The 17,099-nt window shown below is 69.2% G+C and carries 16 protein-coding genes; 8 read left to right on the top strand and 8 right to left on the bottom strand.

Going from position 1 to position 17,099, the window contains the following annotated elements; genetic code table 11:
* Positions 1–390: 390 nt before the first annotated feature.
* Positions 391–759: a PRC-barrel domain-containing protein gene (locus ACFWBY_RS27300; protein WP_385409716.1), complete on the top strand. Its 369-nt coding sequence runs from the start codon at positions 391–393 to the stop codon at positions 757–759.
* A gap of 575 nt (positions 760–1,334) precedes the next feature.
* Here ACFWBY_RS27300 and ACFWBY_RS27295 read toward each other — a convergent pair.
* A complete protein-coding gene (locus tag ACFWBY_RS27295) occupies positions 1,335–2,369 on the bottom strand; it encodes a helix-turn-helix domain-containing protein (protein WP_385339745.1) in 1,035 nt (344 codons plus the stop codon).
* A 108-nt stretch (positions 2,370–2,477) separates the two neighbouring features.
* Between ACFWBY_RS27295 and ACFWBY_RS27290 the strand changes: the two genes are divergently transcribed.
* Both ACFWBY_RS27290 and ACFWBY_RS27285 read left to right on the top strand, forming a co-directional pair.
* Positions 2,478–3,374 carry an alpha/beta hydrolase gene (locus ACFWBY_RS27290; RefSeq protein ID WP_385339748.1) on the top strand — a complete coding sequence of 299 codons (897 nt, stop codon included), beginning with the start codon at positions 2,478–2,480 and terminating at the stop codon, positions 3,372–3,374.
* Between the two features lie 71 nt (positions 3,375–3,445).
* The gene (locus ACFWBY_RS27285; RefSeq protein WP_385339835.1) at positions 3,446–4,756 is read left to right on the top strand and encodes a serine hydrolase domain-containing protein; all 1,311 of its coding nucleotides are present in this window, start codon (positions 3,446–3,448) and stop codon (positions 4,754–4,756) included.
* Between the two features lie 112 nt (positions 4,757–4,868).
* On the opposite strand, the gene ACFWBY_RS27280 is transcribed toward ACFWBY_RS27285, so the two are convergent.
* Positions 4,869–5,747 (bottom strand): hypothetical protein, encoded by an 879-nt coding sequence (locus tag ACFWBY_RS27280; RefSeq protein ID WP_385339751.1) that lies wholly within the window; start codon positions 5,745–5,747, stop codon positions 4,869–4,871.
* Entirely contained in the window at positions 5,744–6,094 is a 351-nt protein-coding gene (locus ACFWBY_RS27275; protein ID WP_385339753.1) for a hypothetical protein, read from the bottom strand. Before ACFWBY_RS27275 ends, ACFWBY_RS27280 begins: the two co-directional genes overlap by 4 nt.
* 449 nt (positions 6,095–6,543) lie before the next feature.
* Here ACFWBY_RS27275 and ACFWBY_RS27270 point away from each other — a divergent pair, with 449 nt between their 5' ends.
* The 3 genes from ACFWBY_RS27270 to ACFWBY_RS27260 all read left to right on the top strand — a co-directional run bounded on the left by ACFWBY_RS27270 (position 6,544) and on the right by ACFWBY_RS27260 (position 9,080).
* Positions 6,544–7,848: an ArsR/SmtB family transcription factor gene (locus ACFWBY_RS27270; RefSeq protein ID WP_385339755.1), complete on the top strand. Its 1,305-nt coding sequence runs from the start codon at positions 6,544–6,546 to the stop codon at positions 7,846–7,848.
* A 205-nt stretch (positions 7,849–8,053) separates the two neighbouring features.
* Positions 8,054–8,500 carry a hypothetical protein gene (locus ACFWBY_RS27265; RefSeq protein WP_385339758.1) on the top strand — a complete coding sequence of 149 codons (447 nt, stop codon included), beginning with the start codon at positions 8,054–8,056 and terminating at the stop codon, positions 8,498–8,500.
* A 178-nt stretch (positions 8,501–8,678) separates the two neighbouring features.
* Positions 8,679–9,080: a hypothetical protein gene (locus tag ACFWBY_RS27260; protein ID WP_385339761.1), complete on the top strand. Its 402-nt coding sequence runs from the start codon at positions 8,679–8,681 to the stop codon at positions 9,078–9,080.
* A 463-nt stretch (positions 9,081–9,543) separates the two neighbouring features.
* Here ACFWBY_RS27260 and ACFWBY_RS27255 read toward each other — a convergent pair whose 3' ends face one another.
* Together ACFWBY_RS27255 and ACFWBY_RS27250 are read right to left on the bottom strand one after the other, a co-directional pair.
* On the bottom strand, positions 9,544–9,672 hold the full coding sequence (locus ACFWBY_RS27255; protein ID WP_385339764.1) for a hypothetical protein: 129 nt from the start codon (positions 9,670–9,672) through the stop codon (positions 9,544–9,546).
* A 273-nt stretch (positions 9,673–9,945) separates the two neighbouring features.
* Positions 9,946–10,461, bottom strand: a complete 516-nt coding sequence (locus ACFWBY_RS27250) for a transposase (RefSeq protein WP_385339767.1) — start codon at positions 10,459–10,461, stop codon at positions 9,946–9,948.
* 310 nt (positions 10,462–10,771) lie between these two features.
* Here ACFWBY_RS27250 and ACFWBY_RS27245 point away from each other — a divergent pair, with 310 nt between their 5' ends.
* On the top strand, positions 10,772–11,917 hold the full coding sequence (locus tag ACFWBY_RS27245) for a pentapeptide repeat-containing protein (protein ID WP_385339769.1): 1,146 nt from the start codon (positions 10,772–10,774) through the stop codon (positions 11,915–11,917).
* 562 nt (positions 11,918–12,479) lie between these two features.
* On the opposite strand, the gene ACFWBY_RS27240 is transcribed toward ACFWBY_RS27245, so the two are convergent.
* From ACFWBY_RS27240 to ACFWBY_RS27230, 3 genes are all read right to left on the bottom strand, one after another.
* Complete coding sequence (locus ACFWBY_RS27240; RefSeq protein WP_385339772.1) at positions 12,480–13,502, bottom strand: hypothetical protein; 1,023 nt, start codon at positions 13,500–13,502, stop codon at positions 12,480–12,482.
* The gene (locus tag ACFWBY_RS27235) at positions 13,499–13,834 is read right to left on the bottom strand and encodes a helix-turn-helix domain-containing protein (protein WP_385339774.1); all 336 of its coding nucleotides are present in this window, start codon (positions 13,832–13,834) and stop codon (positions 13,499–13,501) included. The genes ACFWBY_RS27240 and ACFWBY_RS27235 overlap by 4 nt, the downstream gene beginning before the upstream one ends.
* A gap of 165 nt (positions 13,835–13,999) precedes the next feature.
* On the bottom strand, positions 14,000–14,332 hold the full coding sequence (locus ACFWBY_RS27230; RefSeq protein WP_385339776.1) for a hypothetical protein: 333 nt from the start codon (positions 14,330–14,332) through the stop codon (positions 14,000–14,002).
* Between the two features lie 494 nt (positions 14,333–14,826).
* Here ACFWBY_RS27230 and ACFWBY_RS27225 point away from each other — a divergent pair, with 494 nt between their 5' ends.
* On the top strand, positions 14,827–17,043 hold the full coding sequence (locus ACFWBY_RS27225) for an MMPL family transporter (protein ID WP_385339778.1): 2,217 nt from the start codon (positions 14,827–14,829) through the stop codon (positions 17,041–17,043).
* Positions 17,044–17,099 lie beyond the last annotated feature (56 nt).

Raw genomic sequence — 17,099 nt, 5'->3', positions numbered from 1 at the left:
GGGGGCGCCGGCCCCCGCTGCAAAACCACTCCAACCAGCTCTCCGCGGGGGGGGGGGGGGCCCCCCCCCCCGCGGCGGGGGGGGCCCCCCCCACCGCCATGCAGTCGTGGACGTCATCGGTTTTCCGGTAACGGATGAAATCGGATATCTCGGGTATTTGGAGGCGTAACCGGGATGGTCGCCATCACGCAGCAGCAGACCTGCTCACCTCCAACGATCGACGGCCGTCCCGGCCCCGATCTCGATCCGAGGGTGTGACGGAACGAAATCGGGGCATGAGCGGCTCGGGCGGAAAGCATGAAACCGTCCTACACGCTATATGCGCCGCGCGGGAATTGCCGGGAATTTACTTCCCTTTTCGTTCCCGATTTATCGGAGGAGTTGTTTCGCGTGACTGAGCATGTGTGGAGTTACAAGTCCACCTCGGGCCACCTGGCCGGCACCGATCTGACCGGCTACAAGGTCGAGGCGGCCGACGGCAGCATCGGCAAGGTCGACAAGCACTCCGACGAGGTCGGTGACGCCTACCTGGTCGTGGACACCGGAGTCTGGATCTTCGGCAAGGAAGTCCTCCTGCCGGCGAGCACGGTCACCCGGGTCGACCCGCAGGAGAAGAAGATCTACGTCGACCGGACCAAGGAGCAGATCAAGAGCGCTCCCGAGTTCCACCGCGACCAGCACCTCGGCAACGTCGGCTACCACGAGGAGCTGGGCACCTACTACGGCAGCGGCGCTCCCTTCGGCGGCCGCCCTGCCTGATCCACGCACGTGCCTGCGGGCCCGACCCCAAACGGGGGTTCGGGCCCGCAGGCACGTGCGACGGCGTAAAGGCCCCGGGCCGCGTGGGCTTCGCACGGTGCTCTCGATCGCAGGTGCCTCGACAACGGCAGGGTGACGGTGCCCAGCGTCGTCAGTGGGCGCTGCCCGTACTCGGCGGCTACGACGTCGGGAGCGAAGCGACGTGGCAGAAACGGCAGCGGGCGGTTTCGGGAGCCTCTCCATCTCTGGCCACGCAGACCGGGAACCTCCGTCTTGCCTGCGTTTCCTGGGTAGCTTCACCCCGGCCCCCCACAAGGGGGGCAGGACGGCATTCTCCGGCTGGCCTTCCCCTCGGAAGGACGACCGCTTTACCGGCACCGCCGCAATGCAGCAGGATGAGACGACGGCGGCTACGCCGGCGGTGACGATCAGGACCTGCACGGCAGCGGGTGCGTGCGGGTTGGTGGCGCCGGTGAACGCCGGCCGGCCGAGCCCTATCAGGGTCGTGCCGCGCCACCCGCTGGCCGTGATCAGCGCCGGATCTCCTTGTGGGCTGTCTACGCGACACGGCCACGTCAGTTGTCGAGTAGCCGCCATGCGATGAGGGCGATCCTGGCGCGCGTCAGTCCGGCGGGTTCGGTGAGTTCGATGTCCAGGGCCTTGCCGATCTGTTCGGTGCGGCGGGCGATGCTGCTGTGGTGCAGGTGGAGGAGTTCGGCGGCCCGGCGTAGGGAGCCGGTGGCGCAGTACGTGTCCAGGGTCTCCATATCTTCCGGGTTGCCGGCGATTCGGGCGATGGCGGCCACGTCGGCGTTGTCACGGGCGGCGTCCTGGGGTATGTCGGCAAGGAGCGCCAGCGCGCCCAGGTCGGCGTAGTGGATGACCGGTTGGCGGGAGGTGGTGAAGCGGAGGGCGGTGCGGGCTTGCCGCCAGGATCGGTCTGGGCTGTCTGCGGCGCCGGTGCCCGCGTGGACGCCCGCCGGAAACCCGGCCCCGTCCACGGTGGTGGCCAGGATGACGCCCACGTCGGCAAGTGGTGCCGCCTTCACCGGGCGCGCCGGGCAGATCAGGCGGCCGACATGCTCGAGGGGAAGCCGCGACCGTACGGCGATGACGCGGACCGGCAAGCCGGCCGCGAAACCCAGGAGCCGTAGCGCCCGCGCTCGGGCCGCCTCGTCGCTGTCGGAGCTGATCGCCAATTCGACGAGGGCGGGGTCGGCCATGGTGGTACGGGCAGGGCCGTACCTCTCGGCGACGGCCGCGGAGGCGATGGCGAGGCGTTCGAGGAGTACTTCGTCGAGCTTGTGGGGCGGGCCGGGCCGTTCCAGCCATGCAGTGCCGATCTCCTCCTCGTCGAGGGTGATCGGCGCGGTGGTGGACGCGGATGCCTGCGAGGCGGAAGCCGGCCTGCCTTCGGGCGTGATGCGGATGGCCCGCCCCGTGCCATGGAGTTGGATGCCGGCCACGCATTCGGCCAGGCCCGCCGAAGCGCGGGCGAGCGCCGGGAGATCGACCCGCCTGCGCATCAGGGTGTCGTAGAACGCGATGATGCGGATCGCGCCGTCGACGTACGGATCCAGTCCCGAAAGCCTCAAGGCCAGTGCCTGCATGGCAGAAGGATAGAGGGGCGAGGGTGCGCCGGTCGGCGCGCAATCAGAGCTGTTCACGCGACAGTTGGCGGGTGACCTCTGGGACTGATGGCCGTGAGGATGGTCGCCATGGATCCTGAACTCGAAGCATTCGTCCCGTTCCTGCCCGAACTCGACTTGAACGACCCGGTCACCACGCGCAAGAACTTCGCCGAGCGTGCTGCCGGGGCGCCGGCCCCGGACACTTCGAACATGGAGGTCGAGGACCGCACCGTGCCCGCCGATCCGGACGTTGCGGTGCGGATCTACCACCCGCACCAGGCCCAGGGCGCCATCGTCTGGCTGCACGGGGGCGGGGGTGTCTTCGGTGACCTGGACACCGAGCACCCGTGGGCCGCACGGCTCGCAGACCGTTCCGGGGCGGTGGTGATCTCGGTGGACTACCGTCTGGCGCCCGAGCACCGCTTCCCAGCCGCCTTGGACGACGCCTACGCCGTACTGACATGGACGGCCGTGCACGCGGCCGAACTCGGCATCGACCCGGAGCGGATCGCGGTCGGCGGTCACAGCGCCGGGGCGGGGATCGCGGCCGCGGTGGCGTTGCGGGCACGGGACACTCAGGGGCCGCCGATCCGCTTCCAGCTCCTCAACGAGCCCGGGCTCGACGACCGGGAACAGACCTGGTCACGGCTGCACTTCACCGATGTGCCCTGGTTCAATCGCGACAAGGTCGCCGCAGCGTGGCGGCACTACTTGGGCTCCCGGCCCGCCACGCCGTACGCCGCCCCCGCGCGGGCCGCCGACCTGTCCGGCCTGCCACCGGCCTACATCGCCACCGCAGAGCTCTGCCCGAACCGCGACGAGGACATCGCCTACGCGCTGCGCCTGCTGCAAGCCGGCGTGTCGGTCGACCTGCACCAGTGGCCCGGCACCTTCCACGGATCGCAAGCGATTCTGTCTGCCGCCGTGTCCCAGCGGCAGATCACCGAACTCGGCGCCGCACTGCGCCGCGCCCTGGCCGACTGATTCGTGGACGTCGAAAGCCCGGGGAGATTCCCGTTTCACTCATTGATCACGAAAGGACGGATGTCTTGAAGATCCGAATGGCGTTGTGCGGGGGCGTGGCCGCTCTGAGTGTCTGTGCAGGCACGGTGGCTGCGGCTCCCGCACCCGACGGGACAAGGGCGGTAACGGCCGGTAGCGCGAGCCCGTCGACCGGCTTCGAGCCCGCGGAGCTGCAATCCTCGCTGGACGGTGTCCACCGCGCCGGGGTGCCGGGGGTGTACGCCGAGGTGCGCGATGCCGGCCGGACCTGGCGCGACGCTTCCGGGGTCGCCGATGTGAGGACCGGCCGTCCGGTCAGGGCGGACATGCGCCACCGCGTCGGCAGCATCACCAAGACCTTCACCGCCGCCGCGATCATGCAGCAGGTGGAGCAGGGCCGGATCCGGCTCGATGCGCCGATCGGCGGCTATCTGCCGCACCTGGTGCCGGGAGAGCGCGGCCGGAAGATCACGGTTCGGATGCTGCTCAACAACACCAGCGGCATCCCCGACTACATCCGCTATGCGTTCCCTTCTCTGCCGGACATGTCACCGGAGAGCCTGGATGACAACCGGTTCAGGCAGTTCCGCCCGGCCGAGCTGATCGAGATGGGGCTTGCGGCGCCTCCCGCCGGCGAGCCCGGAGCCACTCCGGGGGTGTATTCCAACACCAATTACCTGCTCCTCGGCCAACTCCTGGAGCAGGTGACCGGCACCTCGGCAGAGGAGTACATCACGCGGAACGTCATCGAGCGTGCCGGGCTCCGGCACACCGAGTTTCCGGCCGGGCCGCGTATCAGGGGACCGCACTCGCGCATGTACGAGGCGCTGTGGGGTTCGCTCGACCCGCCGCGCGACTACAGCATCTACAACATGTCCTGGACGGGGACAGGGGCCGCTCTGGTATCGACCATGGAGGATCTCAACCGCTTCTACGCCGAGCTGCTCGACGGCAGGATCCTCAACGCGTCGTCGCTGGCACAGATGCAGCGCACGGTCCCGGTCATCGCCCTGGACGGAACGACGATCGAATACGGCCTCGGTCTGCACAAGGTCACCGTCCCGGATTGCGGCACCTTCTGGGGCCACGACGGCACGGTCTGGGGGGCCGGGACCATGTCCCTGACCCGCGCCGACGGCAAGCGCCAGATGTCCGTCGCGGTCAACCTCCAGAGGTGGAACAAGCCGGACTCCTCAGGGAAGCCGCAGCCCCACCCCATCGACCACGCGCTGAAGACCCTGTACCGGCAAGCGATGTGCGGTGACGCGAACACCCAGACCGAGGATGCCCCGCAGGCCCCCGGGTTCGGCTCGCCGACCGGAGTGCCGGACCCGCGAGGACGCGGCCAAGCACGCCCGAGGTGACCAAAGATCATTTACGGGACAGCCCTTAGGCGATCAAGATCAGCTGCTTGACATTACTGACAGTTCTGCTCGTCCCCACGGCCGGTTCCACCGCCAACCATGCACGGGCTTGTCAGCCGAGCAGCTGCGGCTGGGTGCCCGGGGTGAGACCGATCCACACGGCGTCGCTCTCCTGGATGATGTACATCGCGTCGCGCTCCACGTTCCAGCCCTGGGGTACGACGTAATACCGCCCATTCCGTTCCAGTAGCAGCCGCAGACCCGTATAGCGGTAGCGGTGACGCAGTCCGCTCGCCAGGACTTCCCTCCTGACCGTCCCGGTGGGGAGGGAGAGCGGATAACTGCTGAGGACCATCACACCGGTCCAATCGGTGACATGGCTGGCGCGGGATCTGGCGTCCCGTTGAGCCGTCTGGATGGTGACCTGGGTCAGGGTCCAGAAGAGAAAGGCCACGGCGGCGAAGACCGGGAGGGCCTTGGAGCGCAGGCCCTTCGGCCGCCGGCCCCGGGAGTCGCGGCACTGGCCCATGAGGAGCCCGACGGCGATGAGGAGAGGGGCGGTCCAGCCGTACGGCTGGATCTCGTTCCACAGGGCGAGCAGCACGACACCGATGACTACCACCGGCACGGAGAGCTTGGCCGCCACGGCCTCGGCTTTGGCGGCTGCACGGGACACCATGCCTCCGGACATCTGGGCCCGATTCCGGGCCCACGGTGCCGAAACGACCAGCACGATCAGCCCGGCGGCCACCAGGACCTCGAGCTTCAGCAGCCGCAGGCTCTGGGTCACCAACTCGCTGAAGCCCAGGTTGAGCGTGCTGAGCGAGATGTGGAAGTACGCGTAGAACGTGCTCATGTACATCGCCCCCAGGTAGAACAGGAGCGCGGCGATGAAAGTCCCTTGCGCGACGACCGTCCTGAGGAGCGCGGTGGGGCGATATGGATCGGCCTCCGGCTCCTCGGACGGGTCGTCCAGGGGCGGCTCGTTCACGTGCCGTCAGGATTCGGCGGTTCGATCGGCGCCGGAGACGAGTCGGGCTGCTGCTGCGGGGGCGGGGGCTGCGTAGCGCTCGGGGCGGAGGTCGGGTCGCTGTCGTCGTCTACGGTCTTCGTCGGTGGCGGCGGTGGAGGCGGAACGTACGGCTCCCCGGTATCCGTTGGCGGTGGCTGCTGCTGCTGCGGCGGGGACGTGGGCGGGCTGGACACCGCATCGGGCGGCGACGGGGGCACCGCCGGATCATCCTTGTCGGGGCCGCACCCGGCGATCAGGGCGACGCTGCACGCGCTCAGCACGGCCAGCATCACGACCCGGATCCAGTGACCGGTCTTCTCCTGCATCCGACCTCCCTGATCGTCTGCGAGCGTAGTGGGTTCACGTCGCACGCCGCCCGATCCGCGCGTGACGGCTCCGCCGCACCGCTCAATCGGACGATCGGGCCGAGGTACGACGGGACCGTTCAGCGGAATCGGAGGCTCTCGCGTCCGGCCGCGGGAGGCGCCGAAGGCCCCGGCGAGGTAGCTGGCGGCCAGGTCCTCGTCATGCGCTGGGACCTGGCCGCCGACGACGCGGAGGTGCCGGCAGTCCTCCGTCACCTGCCTGCCTGACGCCCTGGAAAGACCCGGGCGACCTAAAGGTGCTGCCGGCCAAGGCACGCACGCACCTGCGGGACGCCATCGAGACCGCCAGCTGATCCCTTCCCTGAGAGCCCTCCGTGCCGCCCCGACCCCGTCCCCCGGGGGCCGGGGCGGTCGCGGTGGCCCCTCAGAACCGGAAGGAGATGGACGTCATGACGCTGCCGTACTTCGAGGTGGACGTCCCCATACACAACACGGACGGCCTGCGTGGAATGCACGTCTTCGCCGGGCAGGCCAACAGTCGGCGAGGCCGGACTCGAGATTCCCCACGGGCGGCCGGACGGTTGGGGCGCCTGCGGCTACCGGCCCGGCTGGGACCTCGACTGGCCCCGCGCGACCGCCGGCCCCTGGAGGAGCCCGTATGGCTGGCTCGACTCCAGCCCTTCTGGCGCGGCAGGTTGGGGCATGCTGGGGGTGCGCTCACGCGCTTCACTTCGGTGGCAGGGGGCCGGTCGGTGTTACGCATTCACTTCACGACGGAAGACCTCGCCCGGACACGGGTGGCCGCAACGATCGGTGTCGCAGCGGAGGTCTACTACAGCCTGGAGCTGCTGAGGGAGAACCGGGCGCTTCCTCACTTCCGCTCGTGGCGGTCAGCGGTCGCGGGCCGGATGGGAGCCGACACGCGCCCCCTGACGTCCCTGGTTCCGGTGCGCGGTCCCGGGCTCGATCTGCTGGCGCTGATGGGTGATGTGCCCTCTCTGGACCACGCCGTGGACAACCTGCTGCACGCCCCGGTGTCCCGGCTGCGACGCGAGTTCGAGGGTCTCGACTTCCGCCCCGGACACCTGCCATGGGCCAGACGGGTGTCCGAGGGCGACCGTGATGCGCGGCGGGAGCTCGCCGAGGCCGTGCGCGCCTGCCATCGGCTGACCGTGGAGCCCTACTGGCATCGAGGGCGGTCCGAACTGGTCGCGCTGTCCACCCGTTGCGCGGACCTGGTGTTGGAGGGAGGCATCGATCTGCTGCTGCGTTCGATCTGCGCGCCACTGGTCCGCTGGCGTCCGCCGGTGCTCGAAGCTCCCTACCCGCGCCGAGTCGAGGTGCGTCTCCAGGGAAGGGGGCTGATCATCACGCCCACGGTCTTCGCGAAGCACCCGGTGAGCTTTCTGTGGGACCCGCTCGATACTGCCCAGCCACCCCGACTGACCGTGCCGGCTCTCCGGCGGCCGCTGACCGGTACCGGACCGGCGGAAGCGGACGGCTCCGCCGTGCGGAACCTGGAGTCTCTGCTCGGCCGCACGCGAGCTGCCGCTCTGCACGTGACAGCAGAAGGATGCACGACGAGCGAACTGGCCCGCCGCCTCAACGTCACGGCCGCAGCGGCCAGTCAGCACGCGACCGTACTGCGGAATACGGACCTCATCACCACCAGCCGCCGAGGCGGGTCCGTGCTGCACCACATCACCCCCCTCGGGCTGGCCCTGCTGCGGACCGGTGCCCTGGGGGCACCGTGAGGCCCGAGGGCACCGCGGCGTCAGACCGGTGAGTGCAGCGCGCCGCCCTGCCCGGGTGCCACCGGACACTCGTGCCGAGGTGCGCGAGGTGCCGCGCCTGCCGTCCCGGCCCCCCCTTTAAGCCGTGACTTAAGAGGTAGGCCGCAGGTGGCCGGCCGGCCCAGGATGTGAAGCCACAACCGGCTCATCCCATCCTGGAGTTCGCATGAAGACTCATTTCGCCGCCGCCCTCGGTTCCGTCGTGCTGACCGCGGGCATGGTGCTGGGCGCTCCCGCCGCCGGCGCGCAGACCGCGACCGCGACCGCCTATCCCACCAGCAACTTCAACATCAATTTCGGTGCCACGTGGACCAGGGGAACCGTCACTTGGTACAACCGGTCGGTCCGAGTGGTCGGGCAGCACAGGTCCGCAGTGTGGGACAGTGCGGTCACGTGCCGGACCACGTGGGCTTACACCCTCCGAGGGGACCGTGCCGTGATCGGCCAGGGCGGCGGCTCCCCGATCGCCTGCGGCACCATCGAGTCCTACGACTTCGTCGTTCCTGCGGACCAGCCCGGCGGTGCCGCGTACGTCAGGGTCTGTCTCGATGACGGGAACCTCAAGGACCTCGCGTGCAAGCTCATCGCCAGGCCGCTTCAGCCCGCGAGCTGAGGCCGGCTGGAACGCCCGGTCGCAGCTGCTTGGGACCCGTACGTGGGGGGTGCCGGCGCGGCCGTCGCCTCGGTCAGGTGAGCCTGCGAACCGTAGGTACCTCACCCCTTGTCCAGCAGGTCACAGCGCTGCCATCGCCCCGACGTCGCGGAGAACTCCGAAGAGACCTGGAGATCGCATGAAGGCTCATTTCGCCGCCGCCCTCGGTTCCGTCGTGCTGACCGCGGGCATGGTGCTGGGCGCACCCGCCGCCGGCGCGCAGACCGCGGCCTACCCGACCACCGCTGTCAACGTTACATTCGGTGCCAGCTACCTCCGCGGCACACTGACTTGGTACAACCGGTCGGTCGGTGTCAATGGAACGCTCCGGGCAGTCGGCTGCCACAGCGCGTGGTTCGGCGCGTACGGTGCCTCTGGCAACGAGCTCGGCACCTGGAGCACCGGCACTGAATGCGACGTGACGTATCCGTTCAATATCGGAATCCCTGCGGATGCGCCCGGCGGGGCCGCGTACGTCAAGGTCTGCATTGACGATGCGAACGCGAATTCATCCAAGTGCACCAGGTACAACCGCCCCTGACCCATCAGACCGGCCGGAAAGTGGCTTTCCACACCAGCCCCGGGGCGGAACAACACGCGACGTCCCGGAAGCTCATCTCGCCGCCCCACGGGGCAACGATTCCTGCCATCGACGGTCAGTCCCCTGCAGTACAGCACGGAGTTCCGCTTCGCCAAGTCGCACACTCGAGGCGAGTCGGACGCAGCAACCTGCCAGGTGACCGACCGCTACCGGTCCGGTCATGAACCGATGCACCAGCCGCTGCCGCATACAGCAGCGCAGAACCGACGTGGGCACAGGAGCAAATCCGTTGTCCATCAACGAGCCCTGGCAAGCCGTGTGACGGCCTGCCAGGGCTCGGGTGTACCCCGAGTCTCTCGGAGGGCAAGCTGCGAGTGCACTGGGCTCACCAGCGCTGGGGACGCCGGTCGGATGCGTGGGACGCCATCAGGCCACTCCAGGCGATGCGAGCTCGACACGGGTATCACCTGGCGTCGACTGCGTACGCGCTTGCGTCCAACTTCCAGCCGTCGGTGCCTTCGCCGGTGTCGGCCACGACGATGACGTCGATGAAGTGGTCCTGGAAATCGTCGTGAGTCGGCTCGCCGGCCATCCAGAGTTCCTTGATTCCGCTCCAGTCACTCCGCCGCCCGCGCGTACCGCATACCCCCGACCTACCGCAGGGATCACCACATGTCACCCGCGACGACACTCCGAAGAGATCAGTAGGGACGGTTTGGCCCGGGCCTGGTACAGCTACGACGATGCCGCCGCCATGAGCCTCCGTGGTGGGCCGGGCGCGCCCCTGGCTCCCGTTTACCACGGACCTCCGCTCACCATCCTTCGACATCGAAGTAAGTCCGCCCAGTCCGGTGACTGCGGTGGACTAAGAACGCCTAACGCAATGAGGGCGCCGGTCAGCCCATGCAGGCAATGAGGGCGTGAGGTCTTCCGCGAGGAAGACGGTGAACCGTCGTGGTGAGCCGGTGATCGTTGCCCAGTAGATCCGGTCTGTTCGCGCGGCATGGAGTCCGTCTACTGCTTGAGCCAGGCCGGGTCGAGGGGTGACTCCGGTGTCGATCATCAAGAGGGACTGGGGGCTTGCGGCGTGGGCGGCCGGGCCTGCCCCGACGGGCGCAATGGCATCGAGGAGGGGCACGAGCTGGGTGACGTCGTTGCGGCTACCGCCGGTGAGGATGACCGCGAGGGGTGTCCCGTGTCCGTCGGTGATCAGGTGATGCTTGGAGCCGGCCTGTCCCCGATCGACTGGGGACGGGCTCGTCTGGAGCCTCCTTTTAGCTCCTGCCCGGCCGCAAGAAGATGGCCGCGGCGGCCGCCCCCGCGTCGGCGGCCGATACCCCCCTCGGACGCCACCTCGGTGCGACCGCGGCAGTCGTCGCACCTCAGCGAGTCCGACCTCGGTACTGGTGGGCTCGCGTATTCAACTGGCACCAGTTCTCTGCACGGGCCAGCTCTTCGGTGACTGTGTGTCGATCGTGAGCAATCGGGGCCTGCGTGCCGATGTCACCCCAAGCGGGCGACGTTGGCGCGGTCGTCACGCAGCCGGCGCCGCGCGCCCCTACGCATCAGCATTCCGAACGACGGCACGGAAGGCTGGCTGGCGGTGGGTGATTGCTAAGGCTGTAGTCACAAGTCCATATCTGATCGGATGAACCCCTCCTTCATCGGCGGCGGGCCTCCAAACAGGGTCCATGAGCAGCACCTACCGTGCCAACATGACGATCCTGACCAGTTTCCTCGACTACGTCAGTCTCGTCCCCACACCCACCCCATCAGTCTCCCCACCGCCCAACGAGAGCACGGGCTCGATGAGCAGTCCCTTGTGGGCGATCCTCGTTGTGGGCCTCGGCGGCGGCCTGCTCGGCGGTACGGGCGTGTACTTCGGCGCGCGGCGCTCCTCGCGCTCTCTCCGCGAGAGCGCCGAAAAGAGCCTTGGACACGAGCGGACTCGTTTGCTCAATGAACGCTTCAGTACCGCAGCTGCACTCCTCGGCCACAAAGAAGCCGCCTGCCGCCTTGCCGGCGTCCACGCCATGGCCGGCCTCGCCGACGACTGGGCCGAACGCCGACAAACCTGCATCGACGTCCTCTGTGCCTACCTACGCATGCCCTACTACCCACTAGGCCCCGACGGGGGCATACCAGTCGGCGATCCCGCAGACGGACAAGCCAACCGCGAAGTCCGCCTCACTGTCATCCGGACAATCCGAGACCACCTTCTATGGGACACCCCACTCGAGACATCCTGGTGCGGATACGACCTCGACTTCACCGGCGCCACCTTCGATGGCGGTGACTTCTCCTTCGCCCGCTTCTCCGGCGGCAAGGTGGGTTTCACCGGTGCCACGTTCTCCGGCAGCGAGGTGAGCTTCCGCGATGCCACGTTCTCCGGCAGCGAGGTGAGCTTCCGCGATGCCACGTTCTCCGGCGGCAAGCTGAGCTTCACCAGCGCCACGTTTCCCAGCGGCGAGGTGAGCTTCCGCGACGCAACGTTCTCCGGCTGCAAGGTGAGCTTCAACGGCATTTTCTCCGGCGGCAAGGTGAGCTTCTACAAGGCCACGTTCTCCGCCGGCGAGCTGAGCTTCATCGGCGCCACGTTTTCCAGCGGCGAGGTCAGCTTCAACGGCGCCGTATTCTCCGGCGGCACGGTCAGCTTCAACGGCGCCGTATTCTCCGGCGGCGCGGTGCCATTCCACAGTGCACAGTTCTGTGGCGGTGTCGTCGACATGCGAGACCCGGCAGCCTGGTCGAGGCCACCCTCTTTTGACGACAACCACCTGACAACCTCACCTGCAGGACTACTCCTGCCAGATCCGCTGTCCAAGCCAAAGCCTTGACACTATGGCGGCGCGCGCCTCACGGCCCCCGTACTGGTGGGCGCTCGTATTTGGCTATCGCCTGGAATCCAGCCCGCTGGTGACCTGGTGTGATCACCAGCGGCGTATCGACTCCATGTCCCACCGGTTTCCCTGAAGAGGCGGCTGGTGGGTTTGTCGTGGTAGCCGAGAGCGTCCGCGACGACGGGGGCAGGCAGTTCGAGGAGTTGTCGGATGGCGTCGCCGCGAGCAGCGGCGGCCGGGACGCCGACCTCGTGTAGGAGCGCGGATAGATGGTCAGGGCGGGCTGGCTGACCTGCTCGGCGGCCGGGGAAGAGCCAGCGGCTTGCCGAGTTCGTGGCGGTGTTCATGTTGTCGCGGTTGTCGATGTGCTCCAGGAGCAGGGCTGCGACCGGTGCGGGGACGGGCGAGAGCGGCTCGCCGAGCCGTAGCAGCACGGTGTCGCCGTCGCGGATGACGTCGTCAGGGGTGGAGTCGGACGATGCGGCTCACGGGCATGGCTGTGCGTAGAGGAGCACGATGACTCCGGCAACTCGGAGCCGCATCGGTATCTCCGTGTCGGTCAGCAGTCGACCGAGGGCGTCGAGGCGCTCGTCCTCGCTGAGTGCGGCTCGCCGGGAGACTGCCATCGCGGGGATGGAGAGGCAGCGTCGGCAGCGGTGGCTCTGCATGGCCCAGTGAGGAAGGCTCGCAGGCGGGGTGCGGCCGTGTTCGGTGTTCTCGACAAACCAGGCGTCGATGTCGGTCTGGCCACAGGACGCGAGGGTGCTGTTCCGCTCGCCGAGCCATTGCAGGAAGGTGGTGGCGTACTGATCTGCTCGGCGGCGAACCGCCGGATGCTGGGTGTGATGTGGCTCCGCTCGGCGCGGGCCCGCAGCCGAGGGAGGACTCGCCAGGTCGCGAAGAGTCTGATCGTCTTGACGTGCTCGGGGTCGGCGATGTCGGTGAGATGCCCGGGAAACCAGCGCTGGAAGGAACAGAGGTACTTGTCGACCGCGGGCAGGATTCCGCACGTCATGAGGAGTTCTTCCAGGTGAGCGGCGGCTCGCCTGGGCTGGAGCTGGTGGAAGGCGCCGTGGGTGAGCGGGATTTGGGCGAGGCCGAGCCGTCGCAGCAGCTGCGAGGCGTTTCCCGGCTGGTTGCGGCGCATCTCCAGCCAGGCCAGCCCGCTTCTGGGCTTGTCCATCGCCACCAGCAGGTCGAACAGCGGGACCAGCGCGGGACGGATGCGACCGGTGCCGTCGTCCAGGAGGACGGTGAGGCGGTCGGTGAGCGTGCAGCGTTCACACAGTCGACCGCCCAGGAGCTTGCCCTCGAATCCGCAGCGTGAGCAGTCGAAGGTCTGGGAGAAGCCGGCGCAGGTAGTGCAGATCGGGGCCCCGTCACCGGGGCGGAGCCCGGAAAGGGCACGCTCCTGGCCGCATCCTGGGCAGGTGCCCCGGGTCCGGACGGCGCGGTCCGAGCAGGTCCGGCAGACGTATCCGTCCGGCCAGGTGCCGGCCTTGTGTCGGCGGCGGCCGCACCGGCAGCACGCGGCCATGTACCAGCGTTCGTACTGCTCGTCGGTGGCGTAAGTGCGGGTCATGCGTCGGGCAGAATGCGGGCCGGGCGGGGCCGCAGCTTCGCGACATCTCCGGGCGGCGCGGGCACGTCGCCGGTGGCGGTCTTGCGGACGCCAGCGTTTTCGGCGGTGGTGGCAACTAGGTCCGCCGCGGTGCAGGAGAGGATGTCGCTGAGCGCGGCCATGACCTGCAACGACAGGCGTTCCGGAGTGCCGGAGACCAGGCGGTGGACCTGGGAGGCGGACAGGTCGATGCCCCGCTCGCGCAGCAGCGGCACCAGTACGGTGGCCGTGAAGATCTGCTGCTCGGCCATGAGCTCACGCAGCCGCCACGTGTATCCGACCTTGCGCTCCATGCTGGCTTCCCGGTCTGGGTCTGGAGGGCCACCGCGACGGTGGAGTCCAGGTGCCGGCGCAGGGTGCGGGTGCGGAAGTCCGAGGACACGCAGGTGTAGAGCGAGGTGGTGCTGGCGTGCTCGTGGCCGACCTGCTCCTGGACGAACCTCGGATCCCAACCGTCCTCAATGAGGTGGGTGACGTAGGACCGGCGGAAGGGGTGGTGGGCAGACGATTCGCAGCCCCCGCTCGGACGGCCAGGCTGCCGGGTTGCCGTCCCGGCCGAACAGCGGGCGGACCTCCGTGAACCACTCGTCCAGGATGCCGGGCGTCCACTCCCACACGGTCAGCACGCTGCGGCGCTTGGGCGGCGAGCCCTTCTTGGCCTTACCGAAGCGGATCAGGCACCGGCCGTAGTCGCCGAACTCGGCGCCGTACGGATTGCGGCCGATGTCGGAGGCGTCCAGCATCCGCGTCTCGTTTCGCCGCAGCCCGTAGACGTACGCGGTCTTGAACAAGGTGGCGTCGCGGAACGGGAAGCCAGCCCTTGCGGCCGAAGGCCCTGATCCGGGCGATTTCATCGTCGCAGTGCGCGAAGAAGGCGTGCAGCTCGGCCTTGGTGAACGCGCGCTTCTTCGCATCCGCCTCGGACTCCGCGCACGGCTGCCCCGACAGGGAAGCAGCCCCGGAAGCGGGGCCCGGACGGCCAAGGCGTCCCATTCCGCCCCCACCACGGCCCTCCCGATGAGGCTCCCTGAGCGCGACTTCCTGCTCCACGACGTCCTCGGCAACCTCATCGCAGGCACCCCCCTGCCCCCATGGGCCTGGATCCGCTCCACGGCGGAGACCCGACCCGGGACGTGGAGGGGAACAGCGATGGTCACGACGTACGGAGGCCTCCTGTCAAGTAACGAATAGCCGGGGCTACGGCCCCGTCCCCGACCGGGGCACGGTGGAAATCCACCGTCCTGCACCAGAGCAGGACGAACCGCCACCCGGATCGGAGACCCCGATGTCCCGTCGCGCAGGCGTCTTCGTGACCCGCCGTCCCGGACTCGTCCTCTTCGCCGCCCTCGTGTTCCTCGCGCTGTCCATCGTGTTCGGTGCGGAGGCCACAGGCCGGCTGAAGACGCAGGGGTACGACGATCCCCGGTCCCAGTCCAGCCGCGCCGCCCGCGTGGCCGACGAGCGCCTGGGGGGCTCCCCCAACCTGGTCGTCGTCGCACAGGCCCGCGACGGTTCCGTCGACGGCCCGGCGGCCCGGAGCGAGGGCGAGGACCTGACCCGCAGGCTCGCCGCCCAGCCGCACGTGAGCGCCGTGACCTCGTACTGGACCGGCGGCGCGGCGGAGCTGCGCAGCCGGGACGGCCACGCGGCCATGCTGGTCGCGCACGTGGACGGGGATGGCGAACAGCTCGGTGCGCGGGTCGAGCAGCTGAGCGAGGAGCTGACCGCCCCCGGCGCCCGCGGCGCTCCCGACGCGGCCCTGACCGTGCAAGTGGGGGGGTCGGCGCTCATTGACGCCGAGCTCCAGGACATCGCGGAGTCCGACCTGAAGCGGGCCGAGGCCGTCGTGCTGCCGGGCACCCTGATCCTGCTGGTCCTGGCGTTCGGCAGCGTCGTGGCCGCCGCGCTGCCGCTGCTGATCGGAGTCCTCGCCATCGCCGGGACCCTGCTGGTCCTGAGCGTCCTCGGCTCCGTCACCGACGTGTCCGTGTTCGCGCTGAACCTCACCACGGCGCTCGGCCTGGGGCTGGGCATCGACTACGGGCTGCTGATCGTCTCGCGGTTCCGCGAGGAACTCGCCGCCGGGTACCTACCGCGGACGGCCGCCATCCGGACCGTGCGCACCGCCGGCCACACGATCGCCTTCAGTGCCGCGACGGTCTCCGCCGCGCTCGCGACGCTGCTGGTGTTCCCGCCGTACTTCCTGCGCTCCTTCGCCTACGCGGGCATCGCCGTGGTGGGCATCGCCGCCGTGAGCGCCGTGACCGTCCTGCCCGCTCTGCTCGCGCTGCTCGGCAAGCGCGTGAACGCCTGGCCCGTGCCGTGGCGCCGCCGGGCCCGTGCGGGCTCCGGATCGCGCTTCTGGGAGGGGCTGGCACGGACCGTCGTACGCCGCCCGCTGCTCGCGGCGCTGCCGGTGATCGGCCTGCTGGTGGTCCTCGCCGCGCCGTTCGCGCACGCCGGTTTCGCCACCCCCGACGACCGGGCGCTGCCGACGAGCGCGGCCAGCCGGCAGACCGGTGACCTGGTGCGGGACGCGTTCGACATGAAGGGCGCCGACGCGCTCACCGTCTCCGTGACGGGCACGGCGCCCCAGTCGGCGCGGGAGGACTACGTCCGCAGGCTGTCCGCGCTCCCCCAGGTCGCCCAGGTTTCCCCGGTCGCCGGGCCCGAGGGCGACGGTCCGGCCCAGCTCTCCGTGGTGCCGCGGGTCGACCCCCGCTCGCGGGCGGCCCAGCAGCTCGTGCACGACGTCCGCGAGACCCCCGCCCCGGCGGGCACCAAGGTGCTGGTCGGCGGACCGAGCGCGGTACTGGTCGACGCCAAGGACACGGTGGGGGCCCGGATTCCGCTGGCGCTCGCCCTGATCACCGTCACCACGTTCCTGCTGCTCTTCGGCTTCACGCGCAGCCTGCTCCTGCCGCTCAAGGCCATCGCGCTGAACGCCCTGAGCCTGACGGCCGTCCTGGGAGCGATGGTGTGGATCTTCCAGACGGGCCATCTGAGCGACCTGCTCGGTTTCACGCCCGGGCCGCTCACCACGACCATGCCGGTGCTGCTGTTCTGCATCCTCTTCGGACTCTCGGTGGACTACGAGGTGTTCGTCCTGGCCCGGATCAAGGAGGCGCGCGGCGCCGGGGAGGACAACACCGACTCGATCGTCACGGGCATCGCCCGGACGGGAGGCATCGTCACCACGGCCGGCGCCCTGCTCGCGTTCACCCTCTTGAGCTTCGGTACCTCCCAGGTCTCCCTCCTGCAGTTCTTCGGCATCGGCGCGGGTCTGGGCGTCCTCCTCGACGCCACGCTCGTGAGGGGTGTCCTCGTACCGGCGCTCATGCGCCTGGCGGGCGGCCTGAACTGGTGGGCACCGAAGGTGCTGAGGCCCAAAGTGCCGCAGCCGGCGCCCCGGCCGCCACCGGCCACCGCGAGGCGGTGCGCGCCGGGCCGTTGCTCCCCGAGCCGCACCGTCGTCCGTACCCACGCCCACGCGCGCCGCTGACCACCAGGCGCTCCCCCCTCTCCCATCCGGTCCAGCCCCCACTCCATCCCGACCCT

This window comes from Streptomyces sp. NPDC060049 (assembly GCF_042736715.1).
Taxonomy (GTDB): domain Bacteria; phylum Actinomycetota; class Actinomycetes; order Streptomycetales; family Streptomycetaceae; genus Streptomyces.
This window is presented reverse-complemented; position numbering and strand designations above follow the sequence as displayed.